Genomic DNA, 18,845 nt, shown 5'->3' with positions numbered 1-18,845 from the left:
GACGTTGGATGACAGTCACGACGCTGGGGACAGTGAAGCGGTCGACAATACTGCCCTGCCGGTCGCCCGAAACGGCAGGTGGTTTTCCCTGTTCCACCGCGCCCCCTCTCTCAAATGGACTGCATGCATTCTCGTCAATCCTCCCTCCCCTCGTCCCATGCCACAGGTCAACCTGTTCGTCATCGGGATCAACAAAGCAGGCACAAGCTGGCTGTACTACCTTCTTCGTCAGCACCCCGACGTGTTCATGTCTGAGGTGAAAGAACTGTACTTCTTTGGCGACCACGAAGACGGTCCCGAGACCCTGGAGGCCTACCATTCCCACTTTCCCTTTGAGGCGAACTACCGTTATTTCGGGGAAGCAACGGTGATGTACTACCGGGACGCGCAGACGGCCGAGCAGATATACTCGTACAATCCGGAGGCGAAGATCTTGGCCATCGTCCGCGACCCGATTCAACGGCTTCTATCGCAGTACCGGTACCATAAGCAGCTTGGCCTCATCGACGAAACGACCTCCCTACAGGAGGCGCTGAACGACCCTGACTCCATGCTCCTCCGCGACAGCCACTACGAGGAAACGTTGCCGGCATTTGCGAAGCGGTTCGGCGACGATCAATTCACGGTCGTAAGCCTGGAGGAAGGGAAAAACGCCCCAGACGAGCTATGGGAAACGCTGCTGTCCGTTCTCGATCTTCCCCCCGTCCCCTGCCCCAACCCGAATGCAAACCCCGAAAACCCAACGGGAAGTGCCGGATATCGACGAGTCTATCGCTACACGGTTCGCCCCATCAAGAATACCGTTCCGGGCCTGTACAAGTGGATGCTTCAGAGCCGGCTCGTTCGGTGGACCAAGCTCGGCCTGATTCGTCTGTTGGGAACGGCGGAGGCGGATGAAATTCCGGAGGCCCTGCAGACTCGCCTCCGCACCGAATTTGCGCCTACCTATGCGTACTTGCAGAATCTCGGATTTGAGAGCTACGCGTCCCCGTCTTCTGAGGCTAATCAATGACCTGCGGCACCTGAAAATACTCGCCGTCCGCTTCGGGGGCCGGCTCCAGGGCCTGCTCCTGATCGATACGCGCCTCAATTTCGTCCTCCCGAAAGACGTTCGTCACGTCGAGTACGTGCGACATGGGGGGAACGCCAGACGTATCCAGCTCATCGAGCTTTTCCACATAATCGAGGATTTGGCTCATCTCCTCGGCCATGCGGGCCTCTTCCTCGTCCGAAAACTGGAGGCGAGCGAGCTCGGCAACATGGCGCACGTCTTCACGCGAAAGAGCCATAAGGGAAGGGAAAGCGACTGATGGAGAAAAGAATCGGATCGGGAGTGCAAAACCGGCTACGAATGGCCGGGAACCGGGTTTCTTCGTGCGAGCGCTACTCGGACTGCCCCCGTGCTCGTATGTCTCGAAGCATCCGAATGAGAGTGGTCGCGGAGCGGAGCCCCTCCTCGGGTCGGGGCTCGACGTACACCTCCAGACTGATGGGCCCCTGAAAACCCCGCGCATGAAGCATCTCGAATTGCTCGCGCCAGCCGACCTCTCCCTCTCCAAGCGTCGTATCCTCCCAGTATCCGTTCTCCGTCACCACACCGTCGCTGCAACGCACCAGAGTCACAAGCCCGGAGAGGGCCGTTAGCCCATCGATGGGGTGCTCTCCCGACCGAAGAGCGCCCGCCGGATTCCAGGCAGCCCGAACGTGTGGGTGTCCCACCTCCGTGAGCACCTCCGCGAGCGTTGCCCCGGTGGGACACGCTGTCTCCGGGCCGTTCCGCACCGCCACGAGCACCCCGTACTCCTCCGCCGCCGCCCCGGCCCGCCGAAGCGCATCAACGACCGCCTCGTGCGAAACGTCCGGCTCGGCCGCAAAGGGGGAGATCGTGACCCGAGGACACTCGACGCGGGCGCAGAGCTTGAGCGTATCCTCAAACTGCAGCAAGTCGTTCATCCAGGCGGCCCGGTCGCTCACGGGTCCCTCGAACATGGACGGCACCACGCTGCCGAGCAAGAGATCCGTGCCCTCCATCTGGCCACGAATCTGCTGCTGGTTTACGTTCGGGATGCGATCGTCCGGACCGCCGACCGTTCGCAATTCCATCCCGTGCAGTCCCCAGAGTTGGGTGTAGTGCAGGGCGCGATTGAGGTCGCTGGTCACGGTGTCGGTGAGCCAAACCGGAATCATATCGACAAAAACAGATGATGGAATCGATAACGCGGACCGGGGCGCTGGCGTCCCCGTACAGCACAAGCGTTCGCTTTCTCAAAAGTCCCGTTCGCCCTCATGTCCTCCGATGCTTCATCGGTCACCTACTCTGACATCCAGGCCGCCGCCGCCCGTCTGGACGACGTGGTTCACCGCACGCCCGTCATGACCTCCAGCACCGTTAACGACCGGGTGGGCGCAGAGGTGTTCTTCAAATGCGAGAATTTCCAGAAAACGGGGGCGTTCAAGCTTCGAGGCGGCTACAACGCGATTGCACAACTGTCTCCCGCCGCCAAAGAGCGGGGCGTACTCACCTACTCGTCCGGCAACCACGCCCAGGCCATTGCCCTGGCCGGGCGCCTGCACGGCGTCGACGCGACGATTGTGATGCCCGAAAATGCCCCCCAGGTCAAACTTGACGCCACTCGTGGGTATGGGGCAGAAATCATCCCCTATGACCCGGAGACAACCACACGGGAGGCGCTGGGGCAGAACATTGCTGAGGACCGCGGGCTGACGCTCATTCCTCCCTACGACCATCCGCACGTGGTGGCCGGACAGGGCACCGTGGGCGATGAACTATTCGACGAGGTGGGGGACCTAGATGCCCTGCTCGTCTGCTGCGGAGGGGGCGGGTTGCTTTCCGGCTGCGCGATTGCCGCCCGCCAGCATGCCCCGAACTGTACTGTGGTCGGGGTCGAACCCGACGCAGGCGACGATGCCACGCGCTCGTTTCAGTCCGGCACCCTCCAAACCGTAGAAAATCCCGACACGGTGGCCGACGGAGCCCGCACCCCCTACCTCGGCGACGTCACCTTTCCTCTGGTGCTGGAGCACGTGGACGACATGGTCACCGTCTCCGACGCCACTCTCGTTCAGGCCATGCACGTGCTCTGGGAGCGGATGAAAATCGTGGTGGAGCCGACCGGCGCCCTCGGAACCGCGGCGCTGCTACAGGGGGCAGTCTCCTTCCCCGGGCAGCGCATCGGGGTCGTCATTAGCGGAGGAAACGTCGACCTGGGCCGGGCGAACACCTTGTTTGAAGAACACGGCCTCATCTAGTGGATAGTTGCAGGCCATTTGCTTATCCCAAGCAATCTGAAAATTTCCAAATTACGGCACGTCATGTCGAGCCCCAGTAGCGAATGATCACACCGGCCGTGGACCCCCAGGCCCAGCGGCTGGGGGACCGATGAAAGAACTTCGAGTATTCTCGTATTCCAAGCCGCTTCGCTCTTCAGTACTTTTTTACTGAAAGAGACCTTGGAAACCGAAGGGTCTACACGACCACTCTTCCGTGCCTTGCACGCTCTCGACATGGCTTCTCCCCCCAATCCGTCCCACGAGACCGAGCCCGGACGGGCCCCGTCTCTCAAATCGGCCGTGGAGCACATGAACGAGGCCGTCCTCATTACAGAAGGAGCACCCCTCAACGCTCCGGGCCCACGCATCATCTACGCGAATCCAGCATTCACGGAGATTACCGGATATTCCCCCGGAGAGGTGATCGGCAAAAGCCCGCGTCTTCTCCAGGGCCCCGCCACCGAATCCTGGGTACTGACCCGGCTTCGTCGACGGCTCGAACAGGGATTGTCATTTGAGGGGGAGGCCATCAATTACCGCAAGGACGGAACGCCATACGTCAATCACTGGAGCGTCTCCCCCATTCGGAATGCGAACGACGAGATCACCCACTGGGTCTCCGTACAACGGGACGTGACGGAATACCGACGCACGAGCGAGCGGCTCCTGAACGCACAGGAACGGGAGCGCGCCCGTATGGTCCGAACCTTTCACGACGAACTGGGGGGAGAGTTGGTCTCGCTTCAGATGCTCGTTGAGCAGGTCCGAGACCAAACGCCCGCGGATCAGCCCACCGCCCCGCCCCTCAATAAGCTGGAGGCCCACATCGACACCTTGTCGACGACTGTGCGTCGCCTGACGGATGCGTTCTCGTCCCGCGTCCTTAGCGATTTTGGCTTATCCGCGGCCATTACCCATTTGACAACCAATCTTGAGGATGAAGAGGGACTTACCGTGGACCTGCACAACGAAATTGCATCAGGGGAGCGACTTTCGCCCCTGATCGAACGTGTCGTTTTCCGCACGCTTCGGGATACCCTGACCACCCTGGTCCGGCGCGGCAACACGAACGCGGCTCAAGTTCTCCTCAACAAAACCGAACAGAAACTCCGCCTCCACGTCATCAGCCCCGAAACAGGGTTCGATCTCTCCGGCGCCGTTCAGGACACAAACCACCCCACCCTTTCCGCAATGGCGGAGCGTATCGACCGCCTCAACGGCACACTCACGATTGATGCTTCCCCGAAGAACGGCATCCGTCTCACGGCCACGCTCCCGCTTGTCTTGATGTCCCCCCATCCCTCCCCTTCTCCCGCGTAACCTCCCGACTGAGATTCAGTTTCTCTTGCGCCCGTCCCCTCATCCGATGCCGGTATTTTCGCAGAGAAAAAAGCAAATCGGAGCGTATGGGTCTGCCTTCTGGTCCGGAAGGGACGGATCCGCAGTCGCTGCGACCCGCTAGACTCACAGCGCATGAAGTGAAAACAGCTTCTTCGTAATCTCCTTTTCACCACAGCCGGAGTCCCCGATCGGCAGGGACTCCGGCTGACGCCGTCAATGATTTCGGACAAGATGGTTTCGTATCTGCGCAGACAACAGGTTCTGAAACCAATATTCCTCACAATGAAACGTTTTCATTCCTTTTGGGTGGAGACATTCCCCCACACTGACGAACCCGCTCCACAGAGCGGGCATCTAGACCGATTTCGATTTGTCTCCTGAGGTGTCTGCCCGACCATTCGTCGTTCAGGAGACGGCCCGTGCCCTCTCTGGGAGCCTTCACTCGTCTGCCCGATTGTGCATCCAATTCATGGATTTCGCTTCGTCGCCCGCTCCTCCGCCGTCCGGCTCGTCTGACGCATCCTTCTCGACTCCGGAAACGGCCTCTGCTCTCCGGCCCAAGGACCAGGAGCGACTAACGTCAGTCTCCTCCGACCCGTCCACCGCTCCGGAAGACCTCGTACGATCCCTCTTGCAGATCGGGCGCGACGCCCTGAACGTCCAAAACGGACATCTCTCCCGAATCAATCCCGGATTGGGGCGCCACACCGTAATGGCCCTCGTGGGGTCGTGCTCGGCGCTCCACGAAGGACAGACCCACGACCTGAGCACGACCTACTGCCGATCCGTCATCGCAGCCAACGACCTCATCTCGCTCCATCATGCGTCTCGGGACGGATGGGCCGAGGATCCGGCGTACCAGCGCTTTGGCTTCGACTGCTACCTGGGGGCCAAAATTGTGGTGAACCAACAGCTCTACGGAACGGTGTGCTTTGCGGACCCAGAGCCCCATTCCGCCCCGTTCGCTCGGGCCGACCACGCACTCGTTCGGGAGATTGCGCATCGGATGGGAGACGGGCTCAATGCCCCCGACTCTGCCCCCCGCCCGAAAGAAGCGGTACAGCGCCCCGACCTTCTTCAACGTGTCCAGGCCCTCTCGAACGTGGGCGGCTGGGAGCTCACTCTTCCTGAACAACGCCTCTCCTGGACAGAAACCACCTACGATCTGTACGGCCTCCCGGCCGACTACGAGCCGGACCTCGACTCGGCCATCAGTTTCTTCGGCGAAGAGGCCCAAGCCACGCTCCGGTCCGCGCTCGACCGCTGTTGCTCCGAGGGTCGCCCGTATGACTTGGAGCTTCCCCTATTCACCGCCGACGGGGTGCGCCGCTGGGTGCGAGTGCAGGGCGTTCCCCACGACGCAGAGGGCACTGTGCACCGCATTACGGGGACGATTCAAGACCTTACCGATGAACGAGAGGCAAAGCACGCACTCCAAAAGGAGCGAGACCGATTCGAAGCCCTCTTCCAGAGCCTCCCAACCCCCGTCGCCCGGTGCCGGGTGGAAGAGGAGACGACCCCAATTACCGCAATCAATGATGCCTTTGAGGATGTCTTTGGGGTCTCCGGCCCTTCCGCCGTAGGTACGGACATCAACAAGCACCTCGCTCCCGAAGGCCAGCGGGCCACAGCCCAGCACCTCACCAAGCGTGCCCTGGAAGAAGGCATGCTTCAAATTGAAGTTGAGCGCCAGACCACAGAGGGGCTCCGAGACTTCCGGCTTCAGGTGGCCGGGTATGACCGCACCGATGCGCCCCCGGAGGTGTATGCCATCTACACCGACATTACCGAACTGAAAGAACGAGAGCGGACGATCCGCAAGGAGCGCGACCTTCTCAATTGGGTCTTCGAGACCAGCCCGACGGCCATCGTCATTTTCGACGAGTCTGGTGCCTTTGTGCGGGCCAGCGATCGTGCTCAGGAATTTCTGGGCATGGAAACGCAAGAGGTTACCCAAAGAAAATATAACGACCCGGAGTGGCAGGTCATGACGCCTGCAGGAGATCCCCTTCCGGACGACGAGCTTCCCTTCGCCCGCGTCAAGAAAACCAACGAGCCCCTCATTGGAAAGGAGCTCCTTCTTGAATGGCCGGATGGGACCCGTCGCCTCCTCTCGGTGAGTGGCGCTCCTCTTCACGACGAAAGCAACTCTTTTGCGGGGGCCGTTTTTCACCTCGACGACATCACCGAACGACGCCAAACCCAGCTTAGCCTCGTAGAAAGTGAGCGGCGGTTCCGCGGCGTCTTTGAGAATGCTGCTCTGGGCATTACTCTTCTCGACGACAACGGACGCTTCATTGACGTCAACCCCGCACTGGCCTCTATGATGGACCGGCCGGCCGACGCCCTCCGGGGACAGCATTTCGAAATGATCACACACCCGGACGACTTCGACACGGACAACGAGCTGTACGAGCAGCTCATTCAGGACGAACGGACCTCGTACCAGCTGGAAAAGCGATACGTTCGCCCCGACGGCTCGTCGTTCTGGGGACACCTTACGGTCTCCCGCCTAGACGGACCGGACGCCGTCCAGGCCATTGGGATGGTCGAAAACATCGACCTCCGCAAGCGACAGCGAAAGCAGCTCCGCAAATTCCAGACGGTGGTTGAAAACACCCACGAGACGGTGTTGGTCTTGGAGGCCGAGCCGCGATCGGAGCCGGGACCCGCCATTACCTACGCAAACCCGAGCATTCACCCCCTGACAGGGTACCCCCCCTCCGAAGTGCAGGGACGGTCGCTTCGGTGGCTCTTCGGAAAAGAAACGGAGGCCTGGGTCCTCCCCGACCTGTGGACCTCCCTACAGAATGGGGAGCGTCATGAAGGCGAAATTCTCACGTCCCGCAAGGATGGAACCCCCTTTGTCGCGCGCTGGAGTATTGCCCCCGTGCACAACGGAAAAGGAACTATTACACACTGGGTGGCCGTGCTTCGCGACGTAACCGAGCAACGCCAGATGGACAAGCGTCTCTTAGAAGTTCAGGATGAGGAGCGCCGGCGGATCGACCAGGAATTGCACGACGAAATGGGCGGGCTGCTCACAACGATTCAAATGACCATCGAACTCGGCCGCATCGAAGCAAAGAAGCACGCGGCCCCCACTCAGCGATTTGACCAGCTGGAAGACCTCGTGGCTCAGGTATCGTCCGTCACCCGGACCATCTCGCGACGCCTGCATCCAAAGAATCTTGATGCGCACGGCCTCTCGGGGGCCCTTTCCACGTTGGTCAACGACCTCCAGGAGCAGCACGATCTTGAGATTGACCTTTACAACGAGGTCGAAGAAGAGGAGCGCTTTCCGTCCCTCGTCGAAATGACGGCTTTCCGGGTCGTGCAGGAGGCCCTCATCAATATCATTCGCCACGCCGACAGTGAAGACGCAAAGGTAACCCTGCGGACGGAGGAAAACGGCCTTCGCCTCGACGTGGCGGACAACGGTACCGGCTTCGATCCGTCGACGCATCCCAAGGACGATGCCTACGGCCTGCACGGGGTTCGGGAACGAGTCGAACGCCTCAATGGCACCCTCTACTTCGAGTCCAAAGAGGAAGGCGGCACACACCTCTCCGCTACACTCCCCCTTTCCATCTCTTCTCTTTCCTCATAAGCCTCCCCCCCCACAGCCGATTGTCTCCCTCAATCCCTTTCGTTGCTGCCCCACAACAGCCTGAAGATTACGCGATAGTGCGTAGAGACTTCTGCGAGGCTCCTTTGTACCCTGTGTTTCTTGAAGGTCTACGCGCGTAACGATACCTCTCCTCCCGCTGCCATGATGCTATCGGCCCTCATAGTTGAGGATCATGACGTTACCCGGCAAGGTCTACGCTCCCTTCTGGAAGAGCAACTCGAAGCCCGAGTCGTGGGCACGACCGGGGACGGACTGGAGGCCATTCCCCTCCTGAAGGAGCATGAGCCCAATCTGCTCATTCTCGACCTCGGGCTTCCCAGCCTGAACGGGCTCGACATTCTCTCCCGAATCGAACGGCTTGACCTGACGACGAAAGTGGTTGTGCTGTCGATGCACGGGGAGGACTCCTACGTAAGTGAGGCCTTTGCCTTCGGAGCGTCCGCATACGTCCTGAAAGGATCGCCCCTAGAGGAACTTATGGACGCGATCCAGGCCGTCATGCAGGGCGAAAAATATCTCAGTGAGGAGCTCTCCGATGACCTCATTGACCCCGTCAAACATGCCCAGAATCAACCCTTTGATCGATACCAGACCCTCACGGACCGGGAACGTGAGGTGCTCCAACTCACCGCCCGAGGAGATACCAGTCGCGAAATTGGAGAGAAACTCGGCATCAGCCACCGAACCGTCGAAAAGCACCGGGAGAACATTCAATCCAAACTCGAGCTCCGAAATGCGGTGGAAATGACCGCCTATGCCCACCAGCACGACCTCATTTTGGATACCCCGGTCTCTCGTCCGGACTTAACCGTGGACGAAGAGAAAGACGATTCTTGAGGAGCCGTTCTACGGCCTCAACTCTCTATCCGCCCCTGCAGACTCGACTCTTCCACCTCGAACCAGTCCTCATAACATCGTCCGGCGGACGCCCACGGCCGGAATGAGATCGGCACGCAACAGCATCTGCCCCCATCGGCGTAGAGGGCGTTTTAGAATACGGAGTGTTACGTATGGCCTTCATGGTCAGCATTACGGACCTTGAAGGCAGGTGGTAATGGAACCAGGAGGATTGGTGTCCGCCTGCAGTACCGGTTTTTGTTTTCTCTATCGCTCACTTCCCCCTTATGCATCGGACGTTTGTCGTATCCCGTCTGCAGTTTCGCCCCGCATCGACCCGCGAGGCCCCGGTGACGGTCGAGTCCCTCGGGTTTAGCATGGTTCAACTCATGAGCGTATCGGGACACGACACCGCCACCGGCGTGCGTACAACCCTCAAGATTCAAGACTCCTCGGCGTTGGAGGTATTGTCTACCTACCATGCCCAACGGACGCGCCTCGAATGGACCTTTCATTTCGGCGGGGGCGCCCAGTCCATCCGCGTTCCCCTGCGGTGGACCAAGTTTCACCAGCCCAGCGGCACGGTGCAAGTCGTCCGCAACGTGGTAATGCGCGATTTGATTGCAGAGGCAGAAGCGAAGCAACCGGACGGAACGGCTCCTCATGGTACACAATCCGCTCTCAACCAGGAGGCCTCCCCTCCCTCTTCCCACAAACAGTCGGGAAAGCAGCCGCCCAAGCCCTCTCCTCCCGTTTCAACGCCCGCCGCAGTAGACCCCACTCGACTGTGGCCCAGCGTGTTGGGGAATGAAATTATGGTCCGCCCCCGCTACCGAAAAGGGAGTGTAGACCTCATTGCAGATTTGCGGCACCGGGGGAAGTAGAATCCCCTTCGTGCTCATCCTCCGGGTCTAGTGGACTGTTACGAATGGATTGACGGGTCACGATTCGGGATTCACCCTCATCATCCAGAGCCGTTCGCCTTCCGTAGAGCGGTCATACAGGCGCCCCTCGGCATTGCCTCTTCTCGGCGAATGTCGGATGGACTCCGTGCCCTCCACACATGAGGTGTAACAGTCCACTAGGACCATCCGACGCAGGATCCCGCAGCCCCCTTTGCCCCCGTCTCGATCGGCGTCCCGCACGAGCCCAGGGTCAGCCCTCCCTCTTGCCTCTCGGCTGATCGAAGCGGACGTCCCCTTTCGTCGTTTTCCGTTCGCCTATACCCACTTCGCAGACGGCGGGATTGCAACCAAGCGAAAGAGATGAGAACGGAATGCTCTCCAAAGGCACTCCCTCCCCACGCCCAGCATCGGCTCACCTGAAATTTAGACGTTGCCCCCCCCCCATCGGTCAAGCGATCGGCACATCTGACGGTTCAAGACCGAATTGATAGCAGGAATCGGGGGAAGTATCTCAATAATTACGAGAAGATGCGTATAGACGTCTCCTCCCCCATTTTGCACATTGTGGATAGCATTCAAGGACCTGCCTAGCTTCTACACACAACAGTGGCTGGGGACACACGGAGCAATCCGCTGATGCTGAGGACTCACGATCACCTCGGAAAAGCCCCCTTGATCGCCATGCGATTCACATCTACTGAGCTTATAACAGCCCTCTTTTTTCTTTTTCTTGGTCTCTGCACGCCGGCGCAGGCCAATTGGGATACTCCGGATGCTCCTTCCCAACAACCCACCCTGTCCTCCGCCTCGGAGGTAGCATATATGGACCTTACCCTTAGAACCACGGATTCGGCTGGCGGTGAAGTTTCCGTTGATAAGGCCTTCAGTCTCTACTTTCTGTCCGAAGGCACGATGGGATGGGACCGCTACGACGCCTCTAAGCTTCTTCCCCGCGGTGACCGCTGGGCAGCCATTGCGTTCGAAGGAGTGAAAGATGGTGAGGAAGTTCTGAAAGCCCAAGAGAGTCGACCATACAGTGACAGCTTGCAGGTTGTGGACGTTAAACTGATCAAGAAAAACATGCCGGCTGCGACGTACACGATCAGTGTCGAGACGTGGTACTCCGTGCCCTCGAACTGGTCGCTTCGACTGCGGAGCGAGGCCCTAGGTAAGACTTTTGTTATCGATGACCCCAGCGATACGATCTCGTTCGAGTTGGAGGCATCTTCCTCATCTGAAGAAGAAGCGTCCAAATCGGCACCTTCCGCTCAAAAAACCACATCGGATACAACACACATTGCCTTAGCCGGAGAAGTCGGACCTGCTGACTCTTCCCTTCCTGTAGAACTCTCCTCGTTCTCTGTAAACTCCACCCGAGATCAGGCTGTACTCAGATGGCGAACGATGTCTGAGACGAATAACAGCGGGTTTGCCATTCAGCATCAAGAGGTGCATAATGCAGACGCGAAAGATCAGTGGTCAAAAATCGGTTTCGTGAATGGGAAGGGCACAACCAACGAGCCCCAAACCTACCGATTTATGACCTCTTCCCTCAATTCAGGAACTCACATCTTTCGCTTAAAGCAAATCGACCAGGACGGAGCGACACACTATTCTGAACCGGTCCGGCTCGTTCGAAAGCCATCGGGACCGGTTGATCTGACCACTGCCCCGAATCCATTTGCCGAACAAATGACCATTACTCTGACCCCTCGCGCCGCACAGAGCGTGACGATTCAACTCGTAGATATGCTTGGACGTGTGGTGAAAGAGATAGGTCCGGTAGACGTATCGGCTGGTGCTCAGACTCAGATGCGAATGGCCGGAAATCGTCTCTCCTCGGGCAGCTATTTGCTCAGAGTAGATGGAGAAACATTTACGGAGACGGAACGGGTGGTACGAATGCGTTAGCGAGCTGCGGCCTTCCTGCTTCCCGTTCCTCGAAGGCGAAAGACGCCGTAACCGAACCCGGCAACAAGAAGCCACAAGAGCCCTCCATCCACTGGCACTCCCGGCCTTCCATCCTTCGTCTGCACTCCCGATGACGGCCCACTTGCGTACTCCTCTGTTTTCGTTCGGTTACCGTGCGCCCTACTTCTTGCCCAATCCGGAAGGGTCCCCAAATCGGAATGATCTTCTCTGTTTCGCTGGTCGTCTCGCGAGCGTAGACGATCCGACGGCGAGTTGTATATGGACCGGTCATCGGATCGGGTTTCCGAGTACTGTGCTTTTGCCTGGAATAGGGTTCCTCCCCCACTACCGAATGCAATTGGAAGTGCTAGAAGACAGACACTGAGAACTCCCAGAACCCGTGCTCCCCTTAACAGAGTCGATCGATCCCGTCGTCTATATTCGGTCATGATGAGACAATACTAACTGATAAAAAGTTTAGTTTTTAAATATTTCCTGTCCCAGGCATGCATAGAAGCAGGAATCAAGCTTAAACCGAATAGGATACTTCAATGCGTTACCGAACGACGGTCATTCGACGGGTCTTCCGGAACGTCTCTCCCTTCACCCGAAGAAAATACGTCCCGCTCGCAAGTCCCCTCGTCTCTATCCGAATCCTCTGAGGCTCCTCCCCCGGAACCCTCTCCTCCTTCACCCTTCGTACCTGCCGCCCCAGCACGTCGTACATCTCTATCCTTACCTCCTGACTCGACCTTACCGTCACGCCCAACTCCGCTCCCCTCCGTACCGGGTTCGGGCTTGGCCCCTCGATCGCTACTGCCCCTGACAGCCTTACCTCTACCCTGATCGGCTCACTGCTCGTCGTCTCCCCGTCTGCGTCCACCTGCCGTAGCCGAAACGCGTGCCTCCCGTATCCCAACGGCTCGGTCTCGTAGCTGTACTGCTGCACCTCACTGCTCGTCCCTGCCCCCTCCACAAATCCCAGCGACTCCCAGCCCGTCGGGCCCGGCATGCTGTCTCCCTCCGCAAGCCGCTGGTGCTGCACCCGAAACCCCGCATTCTGCGTCTCCGACGCCGTCTCCCACTTCAACCGGGCCTGCTGCCCCCGAACCGTCGCGTCCATCCCCGCCAACTCTACCGGCAGCGTCTCCCCCCTCGAAATCTCAATCCGAAAGCGCCCCTCCAATCCACCGGACGCCTTCTTTGCCTCCCCTCCCGGCGGACTCCAGTCAATCGGCTCCGGTACCGGCGGACGAACCTGCCTCACCGCTTCTCCTCCTCCGGCCTTCTTTCCTCCTCCCGCCTTCCCTCCCCCGTACACAAACTCGTATCCCTCTCCCCCTTCCTCCAGCAGTCGCTTCTCGTCGTCGGTCGGGTCGGGCGTCCCCTTCGTGTCTACCAGCCTCACCGTCCACTCCTCCGGAACGTTCACGGTCTCGTTCAACGTGACCCTCAGCGGCCCCGCGTACTTCTTTACCTTCAATCCCAAGGGCACCGTCTGCTCCTTCCCCGATATCTCCGCAATAGACTCCTGCGCCTTCATCGTCGCGCTCCCGTCTCGCCCTCTCCCCACTGGCCCAATCACCGCGTACTTGTTTGTCGGCGGCGTCAACTTCGTCGCGTCGTACCGGTCCCACCCCTCCGACGCCCCTGACCTGACCAGCACGGTCGCCGCCTCGTCCTGCATCAACTGCGTCCCCTCCCTCTCTGCCACTACCTTGAATCCCAAACGCGACGACTTCCCCTTCCGCCCAGCCGCCTTCTCCCCAAAAAATGAGTTCGTGTTCGACGCCGCCGGCAAACGACCACTGCTCGGAAACGTCAACTGCGTCGCCCCCGACCCCACGTTAAATCGCTCAACGTAAAACGCCTGCCACGACGAAATCCCTGTCCTATCCGAGCTAAAGCGACTTACATCTATCGTGTGGTAACTGCGGTTATCTACATTCCAAACCTGAACTGTCGTCTGGAAATCCGAAAAGTTTGGGGCCTGGCTATTTAACTCGGCTAAATCATAAGGGACAGCGTAGGGGTTTGCGAGAAAGTGGAACTGAGCATCCTGCGCAAGCTCCCCATCCCCCGTCGGGCTCCCGTCTCCCACCGTCACGTCCTGATCCCCAATGATGGATCCCTGGGTCGTCTCAAACGTGATGCTCGGGTCAATCGTCGACTCCCGCTTGTCGAAAAGGTACACCGTAAATCCGCGCCCCGCCGGAAGCGGACTGTCCTTGTCAAGACGCTTCCAGGAATCGTTCACGTCTCGCCACACTCCCCACTTCGAAAGATTCTCCAGGCCCGTCCCTGTCCCTCGCTCCACGTCGGCAACGGTAATAGCCCCGCTCGATCCCGTAACCGGCACTCCCATGTCTCTCCAGCCCGCATCCGAGCCATCAGCTCCGTAGCTGCCTTGCACCGTCAGACTAGCACTCGTGCCCTCGTACGCTCCCATATCGACATCACCGTCCTTCACCCGTTGACTCCCCGCCAAGTCAAGAGGTAGTTGTTCACTAGTTTCTCCATCGTCATCGAGGTCACTAACATCCGCGGGCAAAAGCGTATTGGCTCCCGCATCTCCAGCGGGAGAAGTCGGCTGGAGTTGGAGATCCCCATCCGTGGTCGGCCCGTTACTCGCGAGGGTTGGATCACTGATAAAGAGTGGATCCTGATTCAATGCCCCGCCCAGGCCTCCTTCAATCAGAGAAGACTGTTGAGAAAAGGTATTCCGGTCAACAATCTGATTCGGGCCGTTTCCCCATACAATTGAATTGTTCAGTTCCAGAGTCTCATTCGCAGTGAAGATAGCCCCACCCCGGGGATTGCTGGAATTTGTAGCGTAATTCCCACTAAATGAGGAGGTCCCAATTGTTGTCTTGGTGCCTCCTCCTCCCGTGTTATAGAATCCACCTCCCGCGGCTGCCCGATTCCCCACCAGCCGCAGGTTTGTCAAAATCGATCCATTCGAGTAGGACGTATAGATTCCTCCCCCATAATTTGAAGAAGCCACATTCCCCTCAATAGTGACATTCGTAAACCGAATGTTCGATTGCGTATTGTAAATTCCGCCCCCTGCATTGGAAGCCGTGTTCCTCCGAAGTACTACGAATCGAGCCCGAAGACTGCTCCCGTCAGCGTTGTAAATCCCGCCCCCGTTTCGCTGAGATCGGTTCGACTCGATCACCGTTTCGCTAAGAACCGGCCCTCCACCTCCATAGCTGGCAATCCCTCCTCCATCGAGCTTTGCCCGGTTTCCAATAATTCGAACGTTTGAAAGGGTCGGACTTCCGTTGTCAATAAAAACTCCTCCTCCCACCTCTTCCGGGCGCCCGTCCTTTTTCTTCCGGTCGTCTGCCGAGCCGGCTGTGATCGTAACTCCATCAACGACCGTCTGTGCAGAGACGTCACTTGCATCAAGGACGTGGTAGGCGTTCGTCGGGTTATTTTTCGACCCACTATTCTGATCGCTCGGGGACGTCACAACCCCATACTTGTTGGTATTGTCGTCCTGATCGAGATCCCCACTTAAAACAACTAGATTTGCGTCTGGGTCTCGCTCCGAACGACTAGACTCGTTACCGGCAAATCCCCCATAGATGCTCACCCGATCCTTGAGCGTAAAAGAGGTTCCCACCTCGCCGTCCGAGACGTTGGGCCCCTCATCCGGATAATAAACCCCATCTGCTACCCAGATCTCTGTGTTAGTGGAGGCTTGGCTCAAAGCAGCCTGCAGCGTCGCGACGGCGTCAGACCAGGAGGTTCCCCCATTCCCATCACTGCCCGAAGACTGATCTACATACAAAATCTCGGGGTCGGGAAGCTGAGCACTTCCCTCATACGCTCCCATGTCAACAGCCTCTTCTTGTATTCGATTTTCCCCATCAAGATCAGTCGAAAGGGTAATCGCTCCATCATCTCCAGCATCGACTGCAGGCGAGCGCGCTCCAAGCCGATAATCTCCACCAGTCGTAGGAGCAGCCGATGGCTGTTTCGGCGACAAGAATATAGGGTTGAGCGCAATGTTCTCACCCTTATCATCTCCATAAGACGAGTCCCAAGCCCCGGATCCGCCTGACCCCTGAATATCACTGTATCGGTATACGGGATCCGTTCCCCCATTCGCCAAGGCAACCTGATCGGCACCCGAATCTCCTGCATTTCCCCATATGATCGAGTTCTCGATCGTCGACGTATTGTCCGAGTCAAGGAAGACGCCTCCCCCTCCTCCTTGCGCCCGATTCCCCGCGACAGTGACATTCACAAATCCCAGGCCGCCATTGTAGTTAAAGTAGAATGCCCCACCATCACCCTGAGACAAATTACCGGCCGCCAAGACATTCTCCATATTCACTCTCCCGCCTTCTGTATATACAGCTCCTCCTCTTCCTCCGGACTCATTCCCCCTGAAGGCTGTATTTTCGAGATTAAGCGTAAAGCTCGTTCCGGCATAGAGCGCTCCTCCATTTCCAGCAGTGTTGCTCCGAAACAACACACCCTCAAAATTCGCCGTCCCGCTTCCGCGAAGCTCAACCGCACCACCATCATTATTCTTTGCGTCATTGCTCGCAAAGATCACGTCCCGAAACGTTACGGTATCGCTAAACCCTCCTCCTCCGATAGAGAAACCAGCACCAGCTCCCCCATTCCCATTCTCAATCGTGACGCCATCAACAACGGTCGTTCCCGAAAAACTACCAAGTGTTAACACCCGTTTCGCCGATGACCCACGCTGTACATTCGCGCCGTCCAGAATCGTGGGGTTGCCCTCGACATCTTGCGTCGTCGAAGCGAACCCAGCTGGATACCCTCCTCTAAGAGTCGACCCGCCAGTTATGGAAAAGGCCGTGTTCTTTTTCGGCGGATTATACGTTCCCTCTGCCACACAGACGACTTCACCACTCACCGCCTCATCCAACCCATCTTGTAAATTCGTGTAGGGACTCGCTTGAGTCCCATTCCCGTTCCCAGAGGCATTCGTGTCAACATAAATGTCGCACTGAGCGTACGCTGGAGATCCTCCTAGGAACACCATCAGACTCACAAAAAGCCCCATTACTGAAAGGAGTCGTACTAGACCTGAGTACGTCTGCATGGTGTGGTTCTTTCTGGATGTGAAGGTTTCGACTTTGTCTGGAGTCTCTCTTCCGAAACGTGCCTCTTAGAGTCCGAGACGTTCTCTGATCAATCCTCACCAGAAAGCTCGACAAAGACGATACCAGACTACGTACTTCCACGCACCCGTTGGATGGAAGTTACGTATAGTTGCGTATAGAGGTGGATAGATGGGAGTTTCCTCCCTCTCTCAATTTCCGCAAAATCTTCCGTATTTCTTTTCTACCCTCTTATTCGAAATTGTCACTCAAAACTGCCGCGCCCTATTATGTTTTTCCCCCTTCAATATTTTGTGCTATTGATGCCTCTTTCTCCTCAACAACGGGTTTGAGGGCGCTCACGTCCGGATCCGTTATGAAGTATCAAATCCCGACCTGCACCGATCTCGCTCCTAACTGGAAAACCTAAGCTATGACAGGATGCGAAAGCATAAACCAGACACTAACCCCAAATAAGAACATGATTATTTAAAAATCTGCTGACTAAATTACGTCAGTTTCAACGCTTCGATTTGCCCTGGAAACCATGAGAGTTGAACACTGCGAGCACTCCCCTGCTGGATTCCCGATATCGAAATCCGAAGACCTCCAGATCGATTTAAAGAGCCAGACCGATTGTTACCGAACGACGGTCATTCGACGGGTCTTCCGGAACGTCTCTCCCTTCACCCGAAGAAAATACGTCCCGCTCGCAAGTCCCCTCGTCTCTATCCGAATCCTCTGAGGCTCCTCCCCCGGAACCCTCTCCTCCTTCACCCTTCGTACCTGCCGCCCCAGCACGTCGTACATCTCTATCCTTACCTCCTGACTCGACCTTACCGTCACGCCCAACTCCGCTCCCCTCCGTACCGGGTTCGGGCTTGGCCCCTCGATCGCTACTGCCCCTGACAGCCTTACCTCTACCCTGATCGGCTCACTGCTCGTCGTCTCCCCGTCTGCGTCCACCTGCCGTAGCCGAAACGCGTGCCTCCCGTATCCCAACGGCTCGGTCTCGTAGCTGTACTGCTGCACCTCACTGCTCGTCCCTGCCCCCTCCACAAATCCCAGCGACTCCCAGCCCGTCGGGCCCGGCATGCTGTCTCCCTCCGCAAGCCGCTGGTGCTGCACCCGAAACCCCGCATTCTGCGTCTCCGACGCCGTCTCCCACTTCAACCGGGCCTGCTGCCCCCGAACCGTCGCGTCCATCCCCGCCAACTCTACCGGCAGCGTCTCCCCCCTCGAAATCTCAATCCGAAAGCGCCCCTCCAATCCACCGGACGCCTTCTTTGCCTCCCCTCCCGGCGGACTCCAGTCAATCGGCTCCGGTACCGGCGGACGAACCTGCCTCACCGCTTCTCCTCCTCCGGCCTTCTTTCCTCCTCCCGCCTTCCCTCCCCCGTACACAAACTCGTATCCCTCTCCCCCTTCCTCCAGCAGTCGCTTCTCGTCGTCGGTCGGGTCGGGCGTCCCCTTCGTGTCTACCAGCCTCACCGTCCACTCCTCCGGAACGTTCACGGTCTCGTTCAACGTGACCCTCAGCGGCCCCGCGTACTTCTTTACCTTCAATCCCAAGGGCACCGTCTGCTCCTTCCCCGATATCTCCGCAATAGACTCCTGCGCCTTCATCGTCGCGCTCCCGTCTCGCCCTCTCCCCACTGGCCCAATCACCGCGTACTTGTTTGTCGGCGGCGTCAACTTCGTCGCGTCGTACCGGTCCCACCCCTCCGACGCCCCTGACCTGACCAGCACGGTCGCCGCCTCGTCCTGCATCAACTGCGTCCCCTCCCTCTCTGCCACTACCTTGAATCCCAAACGCGACGACTTCCCCTTCCGCCCAGCCGCCTT

General features: G+C 58.3%; 11 protein-coding genes. 7 read left to right on the top strand and 4 right to left on the bottom strand.

Features of this window, described 5'->3' with window-relative positions; translation table 11 throughout:
- The first annotated feature begins 157 nt into the window (after positions 1-157).
- Positions 158-1,012 (top strand): sulfotransferase, encoded by an 855-nt coding sequence (locus tag BSZ35_RS00385; protein WP_105010586.1) that lies wholly within the window; start codon positions 158-160, stop codon positions 1,010-1,012.
- Here BSZ35_RS00385 and gatC read toward each other — a convergent pair.
- Both gatC and BSZ35_RS00375 read right to left on the bottom strand, forming a co-directional pair.
- Positions 1,002-1,289: an Asp-tRNA(Asn)/Glu-tRNA(Gln) amidotransferase subunit GatC gene (gene gatC, locus BSZ35_RS00380; RefSeq protein WP_105010585.1), complete on the bottom strand. Its 288-nt coding sequence runs from the start codon at positions 1,287-1,289 to the stop codon at positions 1,002-1,004. The genes BSZ35_RS00385 and gatC overlap by 11 nt on opposite strands.
- A gap of 94 nt (positions 1,290-1,383) precedes the next feature.
- Positions 1,384-2,187 (bottom strand): sugar phosphate isomerase/epimerase family protein, encoded by an 804-nt coding sequence (locus BSZ35_RS00375; protein WP_105010584.1) that lies wholly within the window; start codon positions 2,185-2,187, stop codon positions 1,384-1,386.
- 99 nt (positions 2,188-2,286) lie between these two features.
- On the opposite strand from BSZ35_RS00375, the gene BSZ35_RS00370 reads away from it, so the two are divergent.
- From BSZ35_RS00370 to BSZ35_RS00345, 6 genes are all read left to right on the top strand, one after another.
- Complete coding sequence (locus BSZ35_RS00370) at positions 2,287-3,270, top strand: threo-3-hydroxy-L-aspartate ammonia-lyase (RefSeq protein WP_105010583.1); 984 nt, start codon at positions 2,287-2,289, stop codon at positions 3,268-3,270.
- 255 nt (positions 3,271-3,525) lie between these two features.
- Complete coding sequence (locus BSZ35_RS00365; RefSeq protein ID WP_105010582.1) at positions 3,526-4,611, top strand: PAS domain-containing protein; 1,086 nt, start codon at positions 3,526-3,528, stop codon at positions 4,609-4,611.
- A 490-nt stretch (positions 4,612-5,101) separates the two neighbouring features.
- On the top strand, positions 5,102-8,242 hold the full coding sequence (locus tag BSZ35_RS00360) for a PAS domain S-box protein (protein ID WP_105010581.1): 3,141 nt from the start codon (positions 5,102-5,104) through the stop codon (positions 8,240-8,242).
- A gap of 162 nt (positions 8,243-8,404) precedes the next feature.
- Positions 8,405-9,100 (top strand): response regulator transcription factor, encoded by a 696-nt coding sequence (locus BSZ35_RS00355; RefSeq protein ID WP_105010580.1) that lies wholly within the window; start codon positions 8,405-8,407, stop codon positions 9,098-9,100.
- 287 nt (positions 9,101-9,387) lie between these two features.
- Complete coding sequence (locus BSZ35_RS00350; protein ID WP_105010579.1) at positions 9,388-9,984, top strand: hypothetical protein; 597 nt, start codon at positions 9,388-9,390, stop codon at positions 9,982-9,984.
- 702 nt (positions 9,985-10,686) lie between these two features.
- The gene (locus BSZ35_RS00345) at positions 10,687-11,916 is read left to right on the top strand and encodes a T9SS type A sorting domain-containing protein (protein WP_258096772.1); all 1,230 of its coding nucleotides are present in this window, start codon (positions 10,687-10,689) and stop codon (positions 11,914-11,916) included.
- A 556-nt stretch (positions 11,917-12,472) separates the two neighbouring features.
- Here the strand turns inward: BSZ35_RS00345 and BSZ35_RS00340 are convergent.
- Positions 12,473-16,255, bottom strand: a complete 3,783-nt coding sequence (locus BSZ35_RS00340) for a choice-of-anchor Q domain-containing protein (RefSeq protein ID WP_258096013.1) — start codon at positions 16,253-16,255, stop codon at positions 12,473-12,475.
- Between the two features lie 1,384 nt (positions 16,256-17,639).
- Positions 17,640-18,845: T9SS type A sorting domain-containing protein (locus BSZ35_RS00335; RefSeq protein ID WP_146109958.1), on the bottom strand; the 1,206-nt coding region annotated here is incomplete at its 5' end.

The organism is Salinibacter sp. 10B, assembly GCF_002954405.1.
Lineage (GTDB): Bacteria > Bacteroidota > Rhodothermia > Rhodothermales > Salinibacteraceae > Salinibacter.
The sequence above is the reverse complement of the archived record's forward strand: the minus strand, read 5'-3'. Positions and strand labels throughout refer to the sequence as shown.

What these genes read in the sequence shown, in the direction of transcription:
- BSZ35_RS00345 (WP_258096772.1), top strand. Translation starts at nt 10,687, where the DNA reads ATGCGATTCACATCTACTGAGCTTATAACAGCCCTCTTTTTTCTTTTT.
- BSZ35_RS00355 (WP_105010580.1), top strand. Translation starts at nt 8,405, where the DNA reads ATGATGCTATCGGCCCTCATAGTTGAGGATCATGACGTTACCCGGCAA.
- BSZ35_RS00360 (WP_105010581.1), top strand. Translation starts at nt 5,102, where the DNA reads ATGGATTTCGCTTCGTCGCCCGCTCCTCCGCCGTCCGGCTCGTCTGAC.
- BSZ35_RS00385 (WP_105010586.1), top strand. Translation starts at nt 158, where the DNA reads ATGCCACAGGTCAACCTGTTCGTCATCGGGATCAACAAAGCAGGCACA.
- BSZ35_RS00375 (WP_105010584.1), bottom strand. Translation starts at nt 2,187, where the DNA reads ATGATTCCGGTTTGGCTCACCGACACCGTGACCAGCGACCTCAATCGC.
- BSZ35_RS00340 (WP_258096013.1), bottom strand. Translation starts at nt 16,255, where the DNA reads ATGGAGAATGTCTTGGCGGCCGGTAATTTGTCTCAGGGTGATGGTGGG.
- gatC (WP_105010585.1), bottom strand. Translation starts at nt 1,289, where the DNA reads ATGGCTCTTTCGCGTGAAGACGTGCGCCATGTTGCCGAGCTCGCTCGC.
- BSZ35_RS00370 (WP_105010583.1), top strand. Translation starts at nt 2,287, where the DNA reads ATGTCCTCCGATGCTTCATCGGTCACCTACTCTGACATCCAGGCCGCC.
- BSZ35_RS00365 (WP_105010582.1), top strand. Translation starts at nt 3,526, where the DNA reads ATGGCTTCTCCCCCCAATCCGTCCCACGAGACCGAGCCCGGACGGGCC.
- BSZ35_RS00350 (WP_105010579.1), top strand. Translation starts at nt 9,388, where the DNA reads ATGCATCGGACGTTTGTCGTATCCCGTCTGCAGTTTCGCCCCGCATCG.